Annotated in this window: 19 protein-coding genes; 11 read left to right on the forward strand and 8 right to left on the reverse strand. The window is 37.4% G+C overall.

Annotated features, from left to right (window positions below; translation table 11 throughout):
• The first annotated feature begins 17 nt into the window (after positions 1 to 17).
• Together fbaA and M3O96_RS11965 are read left to right on the forward strand one after the other, a co-directional pair.
• Positions 18 to 1079 (forward strand): class II fructose-bisphosphate aldolase, encoded by a 1062-nt coding sequence (fbaA, locus tag M3O96_RS11960; protein WP_249720826.1) that lies wholly within the window; start codon positions 18 to 20, stop codon positions 1077 to 1079.
• Positions 1080 to 1144: 65 nt separating this feature from the next.
• Positions 1145 to 2698: an alpha-amylase family glycosyl hydrolase gene (locus M3O96_RS11965; RefSeq protein WP_249720827.1), complete on the forward strand. Its 1554-nt coding sequence runs from the start codon at positions 1145 to 1147 to the stop codon at positions 2696 to 2698.
• 249 nt (positions 2699 to 2947) lie between these two features.
• On the opposite strand, the gene M3O96_RS11970 is transcribed toward M3O96_RS11965, so the two are convergent.
• Entirely contained in the window at positions 2948 to 3601 is a 654-nt protein-coding gene (locus tag M3O96_RS11970; RefSeq protein ID WP_249720828.1) for a hypothetical protein, read from the reverse strand.
• 418 nt (positions 3602 to 4019) lie between these two features.
• Between M3O96_RS11970 and M3O96_RS11975 the strand changes: the two genes are divergently transcribed.
• The 9 genes from M3O96_RS11975 (at position 4020) to M3O96_RS12015 (ending at position 11458) form a co-directional block, all read left to right on the forward strand.
• Complete coding sequence (locus M3O96_RS11975) at positions 4020 to 4331, forward strand: hypothetical protein (protein WP_249720829.1); 312 nt, start codon at positions 4020 to 4022, stop codon at positions 4329 to 4331.
• Between the two features lie 95 nt (positions 4332 to 4426).
• Positions 4427 to 4582 carry a lmo0937 family membrane protein gene (locus tag M3O96_RS11980; RefSeq protein WP_249720830.1) on the forward strand — a complete coding sequence of 52 codons (156 nt, stop codon included), beginning with the start codon at positions 4427 to 4429 and terminating at the stop codon, positions 4580 to 4582.
• 125 nt (positions 4583 to 4707) lie between these two features.
• Positions 4708 to 4932 (forward strand): CsbD family protein, encoded by a 225-nt coding sequence (locus M3O96_RS11985; RefSeq protein ID WP_249720831.1) that lies wholly within the window; start codon positions 4708 to 4710, stop codon positions 4930 to 4932.
• A gap of 218 nt (positions 4933 to 5150) precedes the next feature.
• Positions 5151 to 5711: a helix-turn-helix domain-containing protein gene (locus M3O96_RS11990; RefSeq protein ID WP_249720832.1), complete on the forward strand. Its 561-nt coding sequence runs from the start codon at positions 5151 to 5153 to the stop codon at positions 5709 to 5711.
• A 723-nt stretch (positions 5712 to 6434) separates the two neighbouring features.
• On the forward strand, positions 6435 to 6860 hold the full coding sequence (locus M3O96_RS11995; RefSeq protein WP_249720833.1) for a hypothetical protein: 426 nt from the start codon (positions 6435 to 6437) through the stop codon (positions 6858 to 6860).
• Positions 6861 to 6905: 45 nt separating this feature from the next.
• A complete protein-coding gene (locus M3O96_RS12000) occupies positions 6906 to 7148 on the forward strand; it encodes a hypothetical protein (RefSeq protein ID WP_249720834.1) in 243 nt (80 codons plus the stop codon).
• 42 nt (positions 7149 to 7190) lie between these two features.
• On the forward strand, positions 7191 to 7652 hold the full coding sequence (locus M3O96_RS12005; RefSeq protein WP_249720835.1) for a hypothetical protein: 462 nt from the start codon (positions 7191 to 7193) through the stop codon (positions 7650 to 7652).
• Positions 7653 to 7983: 331 nt separating this feature from the next.
• Positions 7984 to 10464: a response regulator gene (locus M3O96_RS12010; RefSeq protein ID WP_249720836.1), complete on the forward strand. Its 2481-nt coding sequence runs from the start codon at positions 7984 to 7986 to the stop codon at positions 10462 to 10464.
• A gap of 454 nt (positions 10465 to 10918) precedes the next feature.
• Complete coding sequence (locus tag M3O96_RS12015; RefSeq protein ID WP_249720837.1) at positions 10919 to 11458, forward strand: hypothetical protein; 540 nt, start codon at positions 10919 to 10921, stop codon at positions 11456 to 11458.
• Between the two features lie 227 nt (positions 11459 to 11685).
• On the opposite strand, the gene M3O96_RS12020 is transcribed toward M3O96_RS12015, so the two are convergent.
• The 7 genes from M3O96_RS12020 to M3O96_RS12050 form a co-directional block, all read right to left on the reverse strand.
• On the reverse strand, positions 11686 to 12237 hold the full coding sequence (locus tag M3O96_RS12020; protein WP_249720838.1) for a hypothetical protein: 552 nt from the start codon (positions 12235 to 12237) through the stop codon (positions 11686 to 11688).
• A gap of 617 nt (positions 12238 to 12854) precedes the next feature.
• Positions 12855 to 13049, reverse strand: a complete 195-nt coding sequence (locus M3O96_RS12025) for a hypothetical protein (protein WP_249720839.1) — start codon at positions 13047 to 13049, stop codon at positions 12855 to 12857.
• Positions 13043 to 13876 (reverse strand): HAD family hydrolase, encoded by an 834-nt coding sequence (locus M3O96_RS12030; protein WP_249720840.1) that lies wholly within the window; start codon positions 13874 to 13876, stop codon positions 13043 to 13045. The genes M3O96_RS12025 and M3O96_RS12030 overlap by 7 nt, the downstream gene beginning before the upstream one ends.
• Before the next feature lie 58 nt (positions 13877 to 13934).
• A complete protein-coding gene (locus M3O96_RS12035; RefSeq protein ID WP_249720841.1) occupies positions 13935 to 15497 on the reverse strand; it encodes an arylsulfatase in 1563 nt (520 codons plus the stop codon).
• A gap of 357 nt (positions 15498 to 15854) precedes the next feature.
• Complete coding sequence (locus M3O96_RS12040; RefSeq protein ID WP_249720842.1) at positions 15855 to 16241, reverse strand: helix-turn-helix domain-containing protein; 387 nt, start codon at positions 16239 to 16241, stop codon at positions 15855 to 15857.
• Positions 16242 to 16477: 236 nt separating this feature from the next.
• Positions 16478 to 17668: a helix-turn-helix domain-containing protein gene (locus M3O96_RS12045; protein ID WP_249720843.1), complete on the reverse strand. Its 1191-nt coding sequence runs from the start codon at positions 17666 to 17668 to the stop codon at positions 16478 to 16480.
• Positions 17669 to 17882: 214 nt separating this feature from the next.
• Positions 17883 to 18302 (reverse strand): hypothetical protein, encoded by a 420-nt coding sequence (locus M3O96_RS12050; RefSeq protein ID WP_249720844.1) that lies wholly within the window; start codon positions 18300 to 18302, stop codon positions 17883 to 17885.
• Between the last annotated feature and the right edge of the window lie 63 nt (positions 18303 to 18365).

Raw genomic sequence — 18365 nt, forward strand, 5'->3', positions numbered from 1 at the left:
ACCTATTTTAAATCAACATGAAATTCAAACCAGGAGTTAAGTACGGAGAAGAACTCAAGGACCTATTGTCGTATGCAAAAGAAAGTGAATTTGCTATGCCTGCGGTCAATGTCATCAATACCAGCACAGTCAATGCGGTCATTGAAACAGCAAAAAAAGTCAACTCTCCCGTAATCATACAGTTTTCCAATGGAGGCGGTCAGTTTTTTGCCGGAAAAGGATTAGGAAATCAAAATCAGATAGGAGCAATTCAAGGTTCCATTTCAGGAGCTTTGCACGTGCATAGAATGGCAGAAGCCTATGGTGTTCCTGTAATTTTACATACTGACCATTGTGCCAAAAAATTACTCCCGTGGATTGACGGACTTTTGGAAGAAGGAAAAGCCTATTATGCAGCTTACAAAAAGCCGCTGTATAGCTCTCATATGTTGGATTTATCCGAGGAGCCTGTCGAAGAAAATATCGAAATCTCAGTAGAATATTTCAAGAAATTCAAGAAGCTTGAAATGGGAATTGAGATTGAATTGGGGGTGACCGGCGGAGAAGAAGATGGAGTAGACAACACTGACGTAGACAGCTCCAAACTGTACACCCAACCTGAGGAAGTGGCTTATGCTTATGAGCACCTCAAGGAAGTGGATGATTTGTTTACTATAGCAGCCGCATTCGGCAATGTGCACGGTGTCTATAAGCCGGGCAATGTCTCTTTGAAGCCAGTCATTTTGAAAAATTCCCAGGATTATATCAATAAAAAATACGGAACAACAGGCAAGCCATTGTTCTTCGTATTTCACGGAGGTTCGGGATCAACCGAAGCCGAAATCAGAGAAGCCAACAGCTATGGTTCTGTCAAAATGAACATTGACACAGATCAGCAGTGGGCATTCTGGGAAGGTATCAAGAATTATTACAAGTCAAATGAAGGTTATCTCCAGTCTCAACTAGGTAGCCCTGATGGACCTGACAGTCCAAATAAAAAATACTATGATCCTAGAGTCTGGTTGAGAAAAGGCGAAGAAACCTTTATGAAAAGATTGGAACTTGCTTTTGAAATGCTCAACGCGATCAACAGAAACTAGTATTATCCATCAAAACCCGAGAAAAAGTCACTTTAGGTGACTTTTTCTATTTTAAAAAAGCCCTTATGAAAATTCGATCACTCCAATTTATTCTATTGATTTTGACATTAGCTGCAATATCCTGTTCTGGAAATAAAGAAAAAAAAGTCGAAAACCATTGGCCCCATGCAGGAATCACTTACGAGATCTTTATCCAATCATTTTACGATTCCAACGGAGATGGGATAGGGGATATCAATGGGGTCAAGAAGAAATTAGATCATGTAAAGGAATTGGGTGCAAATGCCATATGGTTTATGCCCATCATGGCTTCACCAAGTTATCATAAATATGATGTCACTGATTACAAAAGCATACATCCAGATTATGGAACGATGGAGGATTTCAAATTATTTTTGGAAGAAACCCACAAGAATGACATCAAAGTGGTGATCGATCTGATAATAAACCACACTAGCAACAAACACCCTTGGTTTATAGAGTCTCAGAAAGGAAGAGACAATCCTTTTAGAGATTATTATGTCTGGGCTCAAAAAGATACAATTGCAGCTTACATCAATAAAAAGACCATCACTCTTGATAGTGATAATGTGAAGCAATGGCATGACCCCGGATTTGGTATGGATTATTATTATGGATTTTTTTATGGCGGTATGCCTGACCTCAATTTTGACAATCCAAAAGTAAGAGAAGAAATATATGAAATCGGTCGGTTTTGGTTGGAGGAAGTAGGAGTGGATGGCTTTAGATTAGACGCTGCCAAGCATATTTTTCCTGATGACAGGCCATTGGACAACCATGAATTTTGGAAAGAATTTAGAAGTAAAATGACAGCCATCAAGCCGGATTTATATCTAGTAGGAGAGGTTTATGATAAAAAAGAAATTGTGGCACCTTACCTGCCCGGATTGCCTGCCTTGTTCAATTTTGATTTCCATTATACTTTGATCGAATCCTATAAAAAAGAAGATGGAATGCTGTTGGCCAAAAAGCAAAAGGAAGTGTTGGATTTTTATAATGGAATTACCGATGAATTTATAGACGCCACTTTTTCATCCAACCATGACCAACCTAGATTGCTCAATTCATTGGACGAAAACCCGAGGAAGCTGAAACAGGCAATCAATATCCTGATGTCGATGCCGGGAGCCCCGTACCTCTATTACGGAGAAGAAATCGGTATGCTTGGCAAAAAACCCGATGAACATATCAGGGAACCGTTCCTTTGGGATATGAAAGCAAATGACAAAGGAAGAGCTACATGGATTGTACCGACCTATTCAAAGGATAACATGGTCACGCCATTAGCCATACAAAAGTCTATGAGTACGAGTTATTTTAACCATTACAAAGAAATCATCCTACTCCGAAACAGCAACAGAGCACTCTCTCTTGGAAATCTGAAATTGTATGAGGGAGAATTGCCAAAACCCTTGATGGCTTTTTTTAGAATACATGACGACCAAGAAGTATTTGTTGTGCATAATTTAGGGGAATCGCCACTTTCAATGGATGTACCCGAAGAATTTCAAACTGTAATTTATTCCTTTGGCGAAGCTAAAAAAGACGAAAACAAACTCATTTTACCCGGATTAAGCAGTATCATTTTGGAATTGTAAACAATTGGAAAGCGTTTTCCTCATCTTTGGTTTGAGCTCAAAATTAAAGGTTTAAGCACAGGAAAATCTATGCATAGACCATCGTCGACAGTCCATTGCTATTACAATTGGACATCGCGCTGAGTTTTATATAGTTATTGTCAAAAAGAGTGCATACGTAAAAAGCCAATTGGATTAAATAAGAAAAGGCCTGCCTCAAATCAATGAAGCAGGCCTTTTGCACTAGGGTATGAATTGTTTGGATGCGAATTATTTTTTGGGAATGATGATTTTATCCCTGATCATTTTGTCCACTACCACGTAGGCAAATTCCTGTGCGGCTTTGTCAATGCTCGATGGATTGGTTGTCTCAGATTGGGCAGACCAAACCAAAGCCTGGGTGTCCGAATCATATAAGTTAATTTCTACATAAAAATTTTTGTCTGTGGCATAATATCCCGGCGAGTAGGAATTGGGACCATACATGCCATAATACCCCCCAAATCTTCCATATCCACCACCATAATACATAGGGGAATAAGAAGTGCCGGGAACATACCGGGTTTCATTGGTCTGATCTATAATTGCAATGGTCATGATACCATCTCTGCCACTGTTTTTGATTTCATGGGCGACTTGGTCTTTGTTGTCATTGGTCAATACCAAACCGGGTTTAATGTTTTCAAGATTGCTGATAGCCTGAATCCCTTTTTGAATCAGGAGTGCATCAATGTCATCTTCAATCGTTTTTTTTGTGACATAATTGTCTGCAATCAAGGCAGCAACAAAAAGGTTGGAATAACCGGTAGTTTCCGCTTCAGGGCTTTTCCACGAGCCTAGTATCTTGGTGGAAGGCGAACAACCTGCTAGGATCCCCGCAAAGACCATTAATAGAGTAAGGTTTTTTAAAATATGGCTTTTCATAAATTAGGTTTTTTTGTTTTAGGATTTTAGGATAACAATTTTCGTTGTGAATTCCTATATCAAATATAACTTATTGATAGTTTAAATTGATGATTTTGAAGGAAATGAAAACAGGTTTATTTCTATCATTTCCCAGTTGACCATCAGCTACATGAGATGAAAATCCCAAATTTTTTATCGCATTGAAAAACAAAGTTTCATTAAGCCTTCAAAGGGATTGAATTTTCTTTGGTGGGCGAAGGCGGCACGGGGTTTCATTTTTCATCCACATTTTCTATTGATTGTAATCCGCGGCAATATTTAATGTCTGCATAACCAAAAAAAATTCAAATCTGTTAATTATGATATTTTGGTTTATGAAATTGTAATGCTTTTTATACAATAACCTGCAAAATTGCACCATAAATAAAAACCAAAGATGAAAAAATTCAATGTGATTTTAATGCTGGCAATGGCGTTTACCTTATTTTCTTCTGTTTCTGTATTTGCAGGGGGTAAAGATAAGGAAGAGGCTAGACCCAAAATGCCTGAAGCCGAAATGAAACTTTTGGTGGAAAGACTTGAAGAGATCAAAACAATGGATAAATCCATGATGGACCGAGATGAGAAAAAAGAACTTAAATCTGAAGTTCGGGAAATCAATGAGGAAATCAAAAGAAACGGCGGAGGAGTTTACCTTTCTGTTTTTGCGCTTCTATTAGTAATCGTATTATTGGTTCTTTTGCTCTAAGTTATTTAATAGAATTCAGGAGTATCATTTGTAACATTCATACAAAAGTTATTGACATTATTTTAATCTTTTAACAAACCAAACAAATCAAAATCATGGGAAATATCCTTTACATCATCGCCGTTATTCTAGTCATCATCTGGGCCGTTGGGTTCCTTGGCTACGGTACAGGAGGCATCATCCACATCTTGTTGGTCATTGCCATAGTCGCAGTTTTACTGAATGTGATCAGGGGTGGCAGGGGCATTTGACGTGACCGAAGCTACTTAATTCACAGTAACATGTGAAGTCTACAATTTTAGTAACCAATAGTATCATGAGATCTGCCGGGACTCCGGCGATCTTTGTTCCTTTATTAACCTTAATCAAAAACTCCATGCAAACCAAAAAAACCACCAAAATAGACTCTTTCAGGTTATCTGGTGACTGGGGCCGGCAATCGACATTTCTTCAGGGACAGTTTCCTGAACTAACAGACGACGACTTGGAATTTGAAGAGGGGAAAGAAGATGAACTTATCAAAAGAATCGAACTCAGGTTGAATAAAAAACACGATGAAGTAGTTAATTTCCTTAAAAAAGGTCAATTGGCAACGTTCTGATTTTTCAAATCTGACACTGTCCAAAAAAAGATTAAAAACCTCTGACAACCAAAGCACAAGAACAGTAATTCTTGTGCTTTTGTCTTTATCCCCCTTTACCGGAAAAAGTGTAATATGAAATACTATCGATTTCATCAATCAAATCACAGTACTCCCATCCCCAACACATGTTTCGCATTCTTTGGGCATCATAACAATTCCACCAAAACAGCCAAATATTGAAAATCTATATAAAATACATGGTCAGCCTTCGTTGCAAAATAATTGTTCAACAAGAGTTAGAAAAGCTGGAAATTCCGTTTTTGACAGTTGACCTTGGGGTGGTAGAAACCAGCGCTAACATCAGTGGAAGTCAGCATGAGACCTTGTCCATTAATCTAAAACGTGTAGGACTTGAAGTACTTGATGACAAAAGAGGAATCCTAATCGATAAGATCAAAAATGTGATCATAGAAATGATCCACCATCATGAACAATTACCTAAAATAAATTATTCCGTCTACATCAGCGAAAAACTTGGCAATGATTATACCTACCTATCGAATACATTTTCTGAGGTAAATGGGATTACCATACAGCAGTATATCATAATCCACAAAATCGAAAAAGTGAAAGAACTTATGCTTTACGATGAACTCAACCTGACGGAGATTTCTTATAGGATGAATTATAGCAGCGTTGCCCACCTTTCAAATCAGTTTAAAAAAATCACTGGATTGACTCCCTCCTTTTATAAGAGGATGAGGAACTTCCGTAAACAGAATCTAGAAAATGTGTGATTTTTGTAACATTGTGAACAGAATATATAATGTTAAATTTGCAATTTTTCCAAACTTTGTACTTCTAGGTTTGAGATAACAACGGATAACAAAGAACAATATTGAATTACGGAAGGCCAACGTTTTCGAATATGTGATCACGAATTCACCGCCTATCTTGCGGATTTTGTAATTAGCATGAGAAACAATTTGAAATGCTTTTGACCATTTTCAAGAGTGGTTATGAAGAATAGGTTTTTTTATATAATGCCAAAAATTTTTCGGATTATCCAGGAGTAGGTACGTGTTAAGCTAGTTCGGCTTATATTATCTATAGGTTTATATAGCCCACAGTTATTTTTAAGACGGTTGATTTTGTTTGGGTGAATTAAATGATACCGATACTCTGCCACAAATGGATAATCTTATTTTTTTATTTTTTCATGAGAGCCTAAAAACGTAAAATATATAAGATTTTGCCCTGAATTTGTAAAAGTAAAATTATTCTTAGTCATATCTTTGTAGAGTAATTTATAGAAATTATTAGGGCTTATAAAATGGTTAGAAAGACAGGTAAAAACCTGTCTTTTCTTTGTTTATAGCTTTTCCAAAATTGGAGTTCTTTTATTTTATATTTTTTTGACATGTAAGATTTATAAGGTATAAGTTATATTCTGTAATTTTTAAGACTTGTGTTGGGCTACCTTTATCATATCAAACCAACAAATATTTAACTATAGTATTATGAAAAGATTAAAATCGATTACCGCGTTAATTATGGTATCTGGAATGCTTGCATTTGGATGTGAAGATTATCCTGATGGACCTGCCGTCAGCTTGATTCCAAAGGCAGAAAGAGTAGGCAATGAGTGGAAAGTAGGAGAGGCATTGGATAATGGAACTAATGTAACCGCCAACTACTCAAGATACGAATTAGACCTTACTCCAGGTGGTGCTGCTACACTTACTGCCCAGTATAGTTTGCTCGGCATGGAATATGACTTTGTGACTGACGGCACTTGGGAATTTGTAAGCGATGAGCAAAAAATCTCTTTTGATTTTGCCAACGACTTAGCAGACGGAGTATATGAAATCCTAAAGCTGGAGACCAATGACATGTGGTTGAAAGAAGATGGCGGAACTCTTGAATTGCATTTTATCCCTAGATAAAATTATTGATCTTAAGGTCAATTTAAACATTAAAAAACCAGTACTATGAAGATTTCAAATTCGAATCCTACCGGAATTATTGTCAGTAGTATATTGATGGTAATCGGTGCCGGAGCAATCCTTGGTTTTTTCTTTAATAAGAAGAATGGCATCATTACCAAAAAAGAAGCAAAACAAACAGGTAAATACATTGCCCAGCAATTTAACAATAAAGGTAAAAAGCTGAAAAACAAAGTTAAAGACCAAGTTGATGCTTCAAAATCAGTTTTGAAAGAGGTAACCAATTAAGTCTCTCTTGAAGCATCCAATCCATTGAAAATAAACAAGAAGATGAAGATCGTCCAGAAATTAAGCAAAGTGTTGATAGGTTCAGCCATCGTATTTGGCTTTAGCAATTGCTCCAAGCCGATAGAGGAGAAGATTGATGACGCAGAATCCAAAGTTCAGGATAAGCAATCTGATGTAATTGAGGCTAGGAAAGAGTTGCACGAAGTAGCCTCTGACTCGGTCAATCAGGTGGAGCAATACTTAATTGTCGCCAAAGAAAGATTGGATGCAAATTCCAAAATTCTTGAGGAGATGAAAAGAGAATTCTCTTCCGATAGATCAGATCGCGAACTTGACTTTAAGGGAAGGTTAGCAGCCTTAAACCAAAGGAATGTGGAGCTGATGGCCATCACCAATGATTCCCGGACAATTCGGAGCGATACTTGGGAAAATGTCAGAGTCGAATTGAATAAAGAGATGGATGATTTGGAAAAATCAATCGCCGTGCTTAGACAAAGGCAGTGACACATAATGATATTAGTGGATTAAGTACAAAGAATTGACAGGGATCCCTTGTCAATTTTTTTTGTTCATACCAATCGGAGCACCTCTACCTATGAGATTCTCTTGATAACCTAAGAGCATCTCCCCAAATTAGTATAGGCTTAAAACCAAGATTTATGATAATTTCTCAGGTTGTGATATAAGAAAAGGTATGATGATTTAATGACCTTTGTTTGCACTATTGTTTTTTGATCTTGAGGATTTGTATCAGACAAGGGTTTAAACCAATTTTTTTTAATGTAAAAATCAAAAAAAGGAACAGGAGCATTGAATGAATAATAAAAAAGAAAATATGACCTCAAAATTAATATCAGAGGACTCAATTACAGAAGATATGAATGAGCAGGAACAATACCTGCACCTCATCAATCTGATGCCTGAAAAGGTCACAAAAGCTGATCATGAAGGAAATATTTTTTATTTCAACAAAAGTTGGACAGATTTTACCGGAGTAAGCAAAGAGGAATTGGTAAAAGAAGGCTGGATTAAATGGGTTCATCCGGGAGATGTCGAAGAGGCAGAATCATCCTGGAAAGAAGCAGTGGAGAGTGGCCAAGATTTGGAAATGGAAATTCGCTTATTGTGTAGTGATTTAGAATATTACTGGCATATGTGCAGGGCACGACCAATCGCAGACACAAAGGGAAAAACAATCAGGTGGCTTGCAATCTATACGGTGATCAACGATCAAAAAGAGCTTAATGAGCATCTGGAAAATGTCGTAAAACAACGAACCAAAATACTCAACAAAACAATCAAGGAGCTCAGTGCAATAAACCAGGAACTAATAGACACCAAAGAGAAATTGGACTCAGGCTATGCAAGGAGTCTGATAGAAGCCAGTCATGACCCACTGATAACAATCAGTATTGATGGGAAAATCACAGATATGAATGAGGCTTTGACCACCATCACAGGCAAAACCAGAGAGGAGCTGCTCAATTCAGATTTTGAGCAATATTTTACAGAGCCAAAAAAAGCAAAAGAAATCTACAAAGATGTTTTCAAAAAAGGCTTTATAAGTGATTTTCCTTTAGTGCTAATGGATGGGGTGCTCGTGGATGTAATGTTCAACGGTTCAACCTATAAAGACCCGTTGGGTAATATCCTAGGTGCAGTGGTAGTGGCAAGGGTCGTTACAGAGCAGAAAAGAATCAAGAGAGAATTGGTCATAGCCATAGAAACAGCAGAATCTGAAAGGAAATCCGCAGAGGTAGCCAAAATCAAAGCTGAAAGTGCTGTCAAAGCCAAAGAACAATTTCTGTCCAATATGAGTCATGAAATCAGGACACCCCTGAATGCTATCATTGGATTTACCAATGTAATCCTCAAAACAAAACTCACTGAAAATCAAAATAAATTCATGTCTGCGATCAAAACAAGCGGTAATAACCTTTTGCTGCTGATCAATGACATCCTTGACCTTGCAAAGGTGAATGCAGGTCAAATGAAATTTGAGAAAAAGCCAACCAATCTAAAATTGATAGCTGACGATATTTCCCTGTTATTCGAAGAGAAAATCAAAGAGAAAAGCCTCGCTTATGAATTGGATTTCGATCCTCAAATACCGGAGTATTTGCTAGGCGACTCACTGAGAATAACCCAGATTATTGTTAACCTGATGGGCAATGCCATCAAATTTACCGAAACCGGAGGTATCAAGCTCTCTTTAAAATTAATCCATAAGGAAGCTGAAGCTGTCGATATCCAGATCTCCGTGCAAGACTCAGGAATAGGAATCGCAGAGGATAGAATTAAATCTATTTTTGAAAACTTTCAGCAGGCCACCAATGACATCACCAAACTTTATGGCGGTTCAGGATTGGGGTTGACCATTGCCAAACAATTTGTAGAAGGGCAGGGTGGAACCATTAAGGTAGCTAGCAAACTAGGTAAAGGATCCGTTTTTTCTTTTCTCCTGACATTTCCAAAAACAGATTATGTCCTCCAAAATGAAGAGCCCATTACTGAAATTGAAATCAATACAAAAAAAGTCAGGGTATTGGTAGCTGAAGATGTGATGTTGAATCAATTGCTAATCAAAACATTACTTGATGGGTTTGGATTTGAATCGGTGATAGCTATAAATGGAAAACAAGCAATTGAAAAACTTGAGGAAGGAACATTTGATATTATCCTCATGGATTTGCAGATGCCTGTGATGGACGGATTTGAAGCCACGAAGCATATCAGGAAAGTTCTTTATTCCAACATTCCAATCATCGCATTGACCGCTGATGTCACCACCATGGATAGAAGCAAATGTGCAGTTTCCGGTATGGACGATTATTTGGCTAAGCCAATTGATGAAAAGGCATTATTGAAGAAAATAAAGAAATTGACAGACATTCATCCTGTAAAAGAAAAATTGACAGGTAGACTGAGTAAATTATATAGAATGAAGCATAAGAATGATCACTTGACCAACTTTGAATACTTGGACAGAATCACTTCTTCTGACCAAGATTTGATGCACGAAGTGATCAACATGTACCTGTCTGAAACTCCGAAGTACTTGGAGGATGTTTTATCAAGCCTTGACAATAAAGATTGGAAAGGCCTTTATCTGGCAGCGCATAAAATCGTCCCCTCATTTCAAATCGTGGGCATATCACCCGAGCATGCAGCCATTGCGATGGATATCCAGAAATTTTCGAAAAACGAATCCGAAAGACACAGGCTTCCCGCATTGGTAAATGAACTTCAAAATCTGATACACACTGTAATGGAGGAATTATCCATGTATATCACCGCATCAACTAACGAGAACTAAAAGGAATCAACTTCTATTTGACCATTTTTTGAAATTACCCGTTGCTTTCAAAAAGATGCCAATGGCCTGATATTCTTTGATAAAATGGACAGCCGCATCTAAAAAACAACTCCTTATTCCGAGCTGTCCGACAGATAATGGAAGTATGCTGAATTTCCCCACTCTCAACGCAAGCTAATTTTTTCCATAAAAAAAGCACTGCCAAAAGCAGTGCCTCTTGCCCGTGAAGCCTAAAAGTAACCTTGATTTGATATTCAAATTTAAGTCGCATTATTTTCAAATTTTCTTTTCAATCATTATGAAATAGTGGTCTTTTTGGCCCTATTTTAACAAAACAATAATCCATATTTCTTCAAAACGAGATGGATTATTTTCAATTTTTGGATATATTATCATTAAAATAAAAATTTGGCTTATTGATTCTTACTAACTTTAGAAGAAACACAAACAAATCATGCAAAAGAAGAAATATATACCCCTCAAGGAATTTACAGATTCTAAATTGAGATATTCGCAACTTTACCTTGATGAGATAAAAAATCCGAAAATAGCCGGTTCAGAATATGAAAAAGCCCATCAGGAATCTTTTTTGTTTCATTTGAACGGAGTAGTAGATGCATTTTTAGCTGAATTGAACGAGATCTATGGGCTTGGGATCAAAGAGAAAAACCTCAATATCGATACCATAAAGGCAGCTAAATCGGATTCAAAAAAAGTTATTAAAGAAGGTAAGAAACTTGGCAAACTCATGGGCAAAAAAAATTGGCTTTATGAGTTGAAATCTTTCAATCCTTATATAATTCCGGCAATAAAAAAAACCAAAAAAACCAAGGCAGACAAGGACGAAGCTTCCAATTTTGTGGAGCAGGTAAGCCCAATACCTTCTAACCCGGTATTGGATAAGTTTGAAGAATGGCAGGCAAAGATGAGAAAACTAATCCCTGATCTTAGAGAGTCAGCACTTCTGGCCTCAGACAAAATTTCCAAAAAATAACCTCTATTACTTCCTATTATTCAGCTCCCAAGAATCCGACTTGGGAGTTTTTTTTTACCAAAATTTAATTGTGGGGTCTCCGCAAACATTCATAACTCCGATTTCCCCAGGTCTCGTTTCTCGCTTCTTGGCTCTGGTCTCCTGTTTCTTGCTTATTGTCTCTTTTTTCTAATTCCTCGTTCTGAATTATTCATTCCTCATTTATTATTCTGAAATTTTTCCAAAAATCAAATCCCCTTGCTAAAACCAATGCCAATCATCCAGGAATCATAGACACTAAATTTAAGGTCATATTGTAGGGTGACAAACACCTCCCACTCTTTTTCTATCTCCCAGCCTCTTTCTATGCCCAGTCGAAGAAGTGATAAGTTTTCCTCTTTGGCAATTTCATACCCCGTACCGGCAAGGAATGACCACCTCTCATGTGGTTTGTAAATCCCTACCAAGGTCATCGTAAGCGGTCTTTCCCTCTCAAATTCCTTATCTCCCTCAAAATCAATGACAGTAAAAGTTTCAGTGATGAAATCGGAATGAATCCCAACAGCCCATTTTCTATTTAGCTGATAATTGTAATCCAATCCCCAAGAGGGAACTGCCAAGACCTTCTTTTTACTATCCATTTCTCCTGCAGGAATGTGTGTATGGCCCATCGTAATAGAAACCCTGTGCTTCGACTTTTGATCTGTATCTTCTTTTTCAATTTCCTGACAAAAAAGAGGAGTTATGAATCCAGAAAATAAGATGAACATGGCAATTAAACTTACTTGTTTGACCTTCATTATAGTGGATGGGCGTTCATTGAAAATTACACAATCTTGTTTATTTTTTCAATAGAAAAGGACTTTTTACCTACTATTCCTCATTTCCTTGGTGAGGATATTTTTCTCTTTAAAAAAATGAGGCAATTGATAAAACAGATTTTAGAATAAGAATGATTTATATAAGATTTTTCACGGGAATTGTAATTAAATAGGAGGCATTTTTCACAACTTTGTCATGTCAACAACAACAAACGGCTTTGCACAGGTTGACCATAATCAAAAGTGATTATGAAGCAGAAATTTAAAAATTGAAGATATTTTTTGATTATCCGTGGTCAGGTAAGTTACATGCCTTTTCTATCCACTATTAGTTTAGAGGTTAATATGGATTTTAGGTTATTTTTCTTATGGTTGAATTTGTTTGGGTGAATTAAGTGAAACCGAAACTTACCTGCCACTGGATAGTCTTTTTTATTTTTTCTTGAGAGTCAACCTTGAAATAAAAGGGACTTTCATTGATATCGAATTTATTGAAAATATTATTAGGGCTTATGAATGGTTAGAAAGGCAGGTTTACCTGCCTTTTCTTTTTTTCGGCTTCTTTCAAAATTTAGTTTTTTTGAGAATTTCATTTTTTATTTTGGGAAAACATCTTTCCAATCTTTTGTCATATCCACAACAATCCAATTGAATTTGGCTGCATCATCAAATCCCTTCTCAAGGTGTCCTATCACTGAATTCCTGTCGTAGGCATATTCCCTTACCGAATCAGTATGGTGGATGACCATCCCAAACCTTGGCCCATCACCTGTCATAGTATATTCTAGCATTGCATAATCCCGGTCCGAATTGCCGGCAGCAAAGACTGGTCGTTTACAGATGTGTTGGTGGATACCCCCAGGCTTTCCTTCTTTGTTATCAATGAAATTGAGTTCAGGAAGTTGTTAATGACAGGTACACCATCCACTGTTTCATATTTGGATTTTATAGAGCTCCCAATAACTTGATAGGGCGGTATACCATACGCTTTCTCTGCCCAAACCCTCATGAAGTCAATACCTCCTCCAGAAACAATAAATGTTTTATAGCCATTTGAACGGAGGTAATCCAAAAGTTCTACCATAGGTTGAGAGATCATTTGGTTAAAAGCCTTACCGGTTTTAGGATGTTTTGCTTTTTCAAGCCAAGCGGATACAGATTTCTCAAATTCGGAGGTAGTCATTCCCGCATGAGACGCCATAATGAGTTCCACCAAAGCCTTCTCGCCTCCTTTCATCAAAGCTTCCAAATCACCGGAAACAACACTTTTAAAAGGTTCTTTGGATTTCCAATCAGGATGGTTGGGAGCTTCTTTTTTGATGTAATCAATACCGTAAGCCATCTGAGAATACATCGGCTGCTCACTCCAAAGGGTACCGTCATTGTCAAAAATTGCAATGCAGTCTGCTTCAGGAATAAAATCAGGACTTCCCGTTGTAGTTGTTTTGGTTACAAAATCAATTATTTGCTGCTTCGTACTGCTTTCATTCCAAGAGGGAAAATGATCAGATGCTACAACAACCTCTGTGGTGGATTTTGGTTGTGGACTGGTACAACCTACTTCAAAGAGCAATAGTCCTACTAAAACCATTAGTATAAATATTGATCTGAATTTCATAATTTATTTGGAATAAAATGAAAAGCCGGTCTTTATTTGACCGGCTTTTCATTCCGTATTAATTACTTTTATTTGTCATTCCTTCAATCTGTTTTTGGACTTTTCCCAAACTCCAGTCTCCTGCAGTTTGACTTGGAGGATAATCCTTAAAGGTTGAAAGGAAATTAAATGCATAGCCCTGAATGGCAATTAGAATATATGCTCGATCTATATACCAATCATAATAAGTATTGGAGCCTTCTATTGCCTTTTCAAAAGGATCTCTTCGAAGATTGATCAAATAAGGAGCTCTAAGTTCCACAAAAGGCTCCAACCATATCTGTAATTTATCCGATCTATTTTCCAAAAACATAGCTTTCCAGTCTCCATACCTCAAAGCTGCAATTTCCCCGGCATCATTTACATAAATAAATCCAGCCCTTGGAGATTCCTTGACCTTCCCTGTCAGGTAGTCAAGTTGGTTGACGCCATCTATGTGATTTTTGAAAGTTTTGCCGTTCATTGTGACTCCTTTTTTAATTTTCTCAACCACATTTGGGTCTCCGCCTATGGCTGCAAAAGTCGGTAACCAATCTTCATGTGAAACAATACCGTTTAGAGTAGTACCACCCACGAATTTTCCCGGCCATTTAATAAAAGCAGGCACTCTGTAAGCACCTTCCCAGCTGCTGTTTTTTTCACCATGAAATGGTGTTGTTCCTGCATCAGGCCAAGTGTTATAATGAGGTCCATTGTCTGTGGAATACATGACCACGGTATTATCAGCTATTCCCAACTCATCCAAGAGATCTAACAATTCCCCTACATGAAGGTCATGTTCAACCATTCCATCGCCATATTCATCTTGTCCGCTGATTCCTTTATGCTCTTCTTTAACATGAGTCCTGAAGTGCATCCTAGTTCCATTCCACCAAGTGAAGAAAGGTTTTCCTGCGGCAACCTGCTTTTTGATAAATGCTTTGGTAGCTGCAATTGACTCGTCGTCAATGGTCTCCATCCTTTTCTTGGTAAGAGGACCTGTATCTTCAAGTCTTTGACCACCTTTTCCATCTGCCCATGAATGGATAACGCCTCTAGGTCCATAAGTTTCTTTAAAAGTATTTCCATTAGCTAAAACCATATCAGTGGGATAATCTTCATTTTCAGGCTCCTCTTCTGCATTGAGGTGGTAGAGGTTTCCAAAAAACTCATCAAATCCATGCATTGTGGGTAGGTGTTCGTCCCGATCCCCTTGGTGGTTTTTTCCAAATTGACCTGTTGCATAGCCAAGGTTTTTCATCACTGTGGCAATAGTGATGTCAGTCTTTTGCCATCCTTCTTTGGCACCTGGCATCCCAACTTTGGTCATTCCTGTTCTTACTGGAACAGTTCCACCAATAAATGCTGCTCTACCTGCGGTACAGCTTTGTTGGGCATAATAATCTGTAAACCCAATTCCATCTTTTGCAATGCGGTCAATGTTGGGGGTTTTGTATCCCATCATGCCCCGGTTGTTGTGGCTGATGTTCCAGGTACCGATATCATCACCCCATATCACCAGGATATTGGGCTTTTTTTGTTGTGACCACGCAACGCTGAGACTAAAAGTCAGAAGCAGGGCACTGAGGATTGTTTTTTTCATAAATGGTTTTTGATTGAATAAAATAATTGGTAACGACGCTATAATAAGCCGTTTAGGAATGTCAAATTTACATTTGTCACCGTTCGGACTTGGCATACTTTAGGAGTAGTTGCAAAAACTCTTCGAATTTTGGCGAACAATATCAAAGTATGGCCGAAAATAGCCTGCTGAAATTAATTAGTATGAGCTGATGGTTGAGGAAATTAAATTGCTGTAGTGATTTGGGGTTCAGCTGCCAAGGAAATTTTTTAGTTATTTCGATATGAGTGAAGTAATCATCACCAGCTATAAAGATTAAAAATCAACCAAAATCCATCATAGAAGAAAATGGTAAGCTTTAAATATATTCAGCTTTTGTTATTTTGTTGCGAAAGGGTCTTTGATCCTTTTTTTGAAAGTCTCTGACGGCAACTCCCCAATGACATTTTTGTAATCTTGGCTGAATTGGCCCATATGGTGAAATCCATATCCCCCTGCGATTTCCTGAATGGTTTGCATGCCTCTTTTTGCTGCGATTAATTCTTCCTGTACTTTTTTAAGTTTTAAATTTTTGATAAACCTTTTAGGGCTCTCGTCAGTCATTTGTTTGAAATTGTAATAAAAGGTCCTTTGGGGCATGCCGGTTTCCCGGATAAGGTCCTCTAAGTTGGTTTCAATATTGTTAATCACATCTTCTTTCATCCTAAAGATGGACCTCTGAAGTTGTTCCTTTCGGATAGATGCAGGGGAGTTTGATTTTTTCATTATAGACATATAAGGTATTGGTTTCAGTAAATTCCCATAGATGACATCAACAGTGGTTGCTAAGCCTTTAAGGAGTTTAAAAATAGAAATGCCTTAGATCAAAATAATCAAATGTTAACTCCGTTTTTGCCAATACTTATCGAATTTTGGCGAAAAAACGTAGAAATTACACCATTTTAGGGAAAACTGATTCTGCCAAGAAAATTTTTCTGATTTCCACTAGGAGGTTTAATGAATTAATTTAAAACTACTTTGGATGGAAGATTTTTTTTAAAATCTGATGGTGTGGTTCCGGTAAATTTTTTGAAAGCGGCCAAAAATGAGTTTCTGTTGTTAAACCCACATTCCTTTGATAATGCCTCAAGTGTGTAGTTAGAAAAGATGCCGTTTTGAAGCATTCTCATACTGTAATCTATTCGTTTTTTGTTCAAAAGGTCAGCAAAAGTAGAATCCAAAGAGCGGTTGATACAGGCGGAAATCTGGTAATATGGAATCTGAGTATCTCTCGCAAAATCTTGGATGGAATATCCATGCTTCAAATAAACTTCTTTTTCCTCTATCCAATTCGTGATTAACATCCCCAATTCTTTCATTTTAATTTCCTGAGAAGGATCGGGTATTCCTGCAACTTCAATTTCTTTAGCAGGTAGTATTTGGTCGGTAACAAACTTAACCTCATTCAGTCCATATAATAATTTGGGATAAAAATAGAGCAAAACGGCACTTGAAAACAGCAAGATAGAAGCAGAGGAATGAATGAAAATAAAAGCCAAGCTACTTTCCAACCAAAAAAAGGTAAGGTAGTAGGGGAAAAACAAGAAAAACTCAAGCACCAAAAAGAAGATAATCCAAGATTTCCAATCTTTTTCAAACCTGTTTTGAGCTCTCTTTAGGCCTTTTTGCCAATATACTAAGGCTGCAATCTGTAATATCCAATACACATTGACCCAGGCAGTTCTGAATATTAAATGAAAACCTTTTGGAAAAAATCTGCTTTGGTTGAAACCAATAAATTGGTTTGGATCATTGATTTCAGCTATAATAAGCGTTAGTTTTTCATCTTGAGATAGCATCAAAACAGGCCAAAAATCAATTAAATATATCAATGATGGGATAAAATGAAAGGCGTCGTACCATTTCAAGGTTCTGTTTTGTGTGATGTTTAAAACATACAAAAAAGGCATTGGGATAAAAATCAAAGCAAAGATGTTGCCCGTCCTGTATAATCCGGGAAAATCTGCCATGAGGCCGGAATTGATTAGCAATGCCAAAAATATAGCAAATGATAGGCTTAAAAATGCCAATGCCAAAGGAATGTTTGATTTATTCCTCGTCATCGAATATACCAGAAGGATAGCACCTGTAACGGTCCCGACAATTACCGAACTGAAGTAAATAGTATTGGCAAGGTCCAGTTTTAAAAGCATTTAGGAAATTAAGGAATTTACCTTGAATATTTCAAGAAGGTACCAAAGGAATATGGTTGGATCCGCACCAATAGTAAAAATCCCTATTGGCTTTTTTACCGAATTCCCTATCGGTCTTTCCATTGTAAAAAGGACGAATTTGCAACTCTGCCAGATAGAAAAAGGCATTCCGCACCTTTAATTTAAAGATTGCGGATTACAATATTTCACAATATCAATCTATCGACCGGGTATTTTTTTCTTCTTTTAGTCTACCTTCAAAAAGGAGATAGAGGATAAATAAAAAAATCATGATAAAATCAACAATGACCGCAGTGCCAACCCCATAGCTATTATATTGACTGCCATAGCTGAGTACCAAGGTTATAAATATGGCTTTGCTTATTCCTGCTATTACCAATGAGTAAGCTCTCACAGCAGGTTTGAATGCGCCATAAATGAGCATGATCCCTGTAAGGCCTATCAAGGCTGACCAGCCCCGGACAATGATGTTTTCGTAACCCGACGAACCGAGTTCTTCTCCAAAATTCATTTGGAGAGAAGCTGCCGGAGAAAAAAGCCCTAGAAACATGCTGCAGGTAAGTAATCCGCAGATGAGCATGATCCACTTAAAGTTTGACACAAATTTGCTCATGAATGTTATCTTAATTTTTAAAAGAGATTGCGCTATTAATTCAAAAAGGAAAGAAGAATTCCA

The organism is Aquiflexum sp. TKW24L (assembly GCF_023502205.1).
GTDB lineage: Bacteria > Bacteroidota > Bacteroidia > Cytophagales > Cyclobacteriaceae > Cognataquiflexum.

Coding starts and splice junctions, on each gene's coding strand:
- M3O96_RS11975 (WP_249720829.1), top strand. CDS start 4,020: ATGAAAAAATTCAATGTGATTTTAATGCTGGCAATGGCGTTTACCTTA.
- M3O96_RS11970 (WP_249720828.1), bottom strand. CDS start 3,601: ATGAAAAGCCATATTTTAAAAAACCTTACTCTATTAATGGTCTTTGCG.
- M3O96_RS11995 (WP_249720833.1), top strand. CDS start 6,435: ATGAAAAGATTAAAATCGATTACCGCGTTAATTATGGTATCTGGAATG.
- M3O96_RS12010 (WP_249720836.1), top strand. CDS start 7,984: ATGACCTCAAAATTAATATCAGAGGACTCAATTACAGAAGATATGAAT.
- M3O96_RS12040 (WP_249720842.1), bottom strand. CDS start 16,241: ATGAAAAAATCAAACTCCCCTGCATCTATCCGAAAGGAACAACTTCAG.
- M3O96_RS12030 (WP_249720840.1), bottom strand. CDS start 13,876: ATGAAATTCAGATCAATATTTATACTAATGGTTTTAGTAGGACTATTG.
- M3O96_RS12045 (WP_249720843.1), bottom strand. CDS start 17,668: ATGCTTTTAAAACTGGACCTTGCCAATACTATTTACTTCAGTTCGGTA.
- M3O96_RS12015 (WP_249720837.1), top strand. CDS start 10,919: ATGCAAAAGAAGAAATATATACCCCTCAAGGAATTTACAGATTCTAAA.
- M3O96_RS11985 (WP_249720831.1), top strand. CDS start 4,708: ATGCAAACCAAAAAAACCACCAAAATAGACTCTTTCAGGTTATCTGGT.
- M3O96_RS12000 (WP_249720834.1), top strand. CDS start 6,906: ATGAAGATTTCAAATTCGAATCCTACCGGAATTATTGTCAGTAGTATA.
- M3O96_RS11980 (WP_249720830.1), top strand. CDS start 4,427: ATGGGAAATATCCTTTACATCATCGCCGTTATTCTAGTCATCATCTGG.
- M3O96_RS12025 (WP_249720839.1), bottom strand. CDS start 13,049: ATGCTAGAATATACTATGACAGGTGATGGGCCAAGGTTTGGGATGGTC.
- M3O96_RS12050 (WP_249720844.1), bottom strand. CDS start 18,302: ATGAGCAAATTTGTGTCAAACTTTAAGTGGATCATGCTCATCTGCGGA.
- M3O96_RS12020 (WP_249720838.1), bottom strand. CDS start 12,237: ATGAAGGTCAAACAAGTAAGTTTAATTGCCATGTTCATCTTATTTTCT.
- M3O96_RS12005 (WP_249720835.1), top strand. CDS start 7,191: ATGAAGATCGTCCAGAAATTAAGCAAAGTGTTGATAGGTTCAGCCATC.
- M3O96_RS12035 (WP_249720841.1), bottom strand. CDS start 15,497: ATGAAAAAAACAATCCTCAGTGCCCTGCTTCTGACTTTTAGTCTCAGC.
- fbaA (WP_249720826.1), top strand. CDS start 18: ATGAAATTCAAACCAGGAGTTAAGTACGGAGAAGAACTCAAGGACCTA.
- M3O96_RS11965 (WP_249720827.1), top strand. CDS start 1,145: ATGAAAATTCGATCACTCCAATTTATTCTATTGATTTTGACATTAGCT.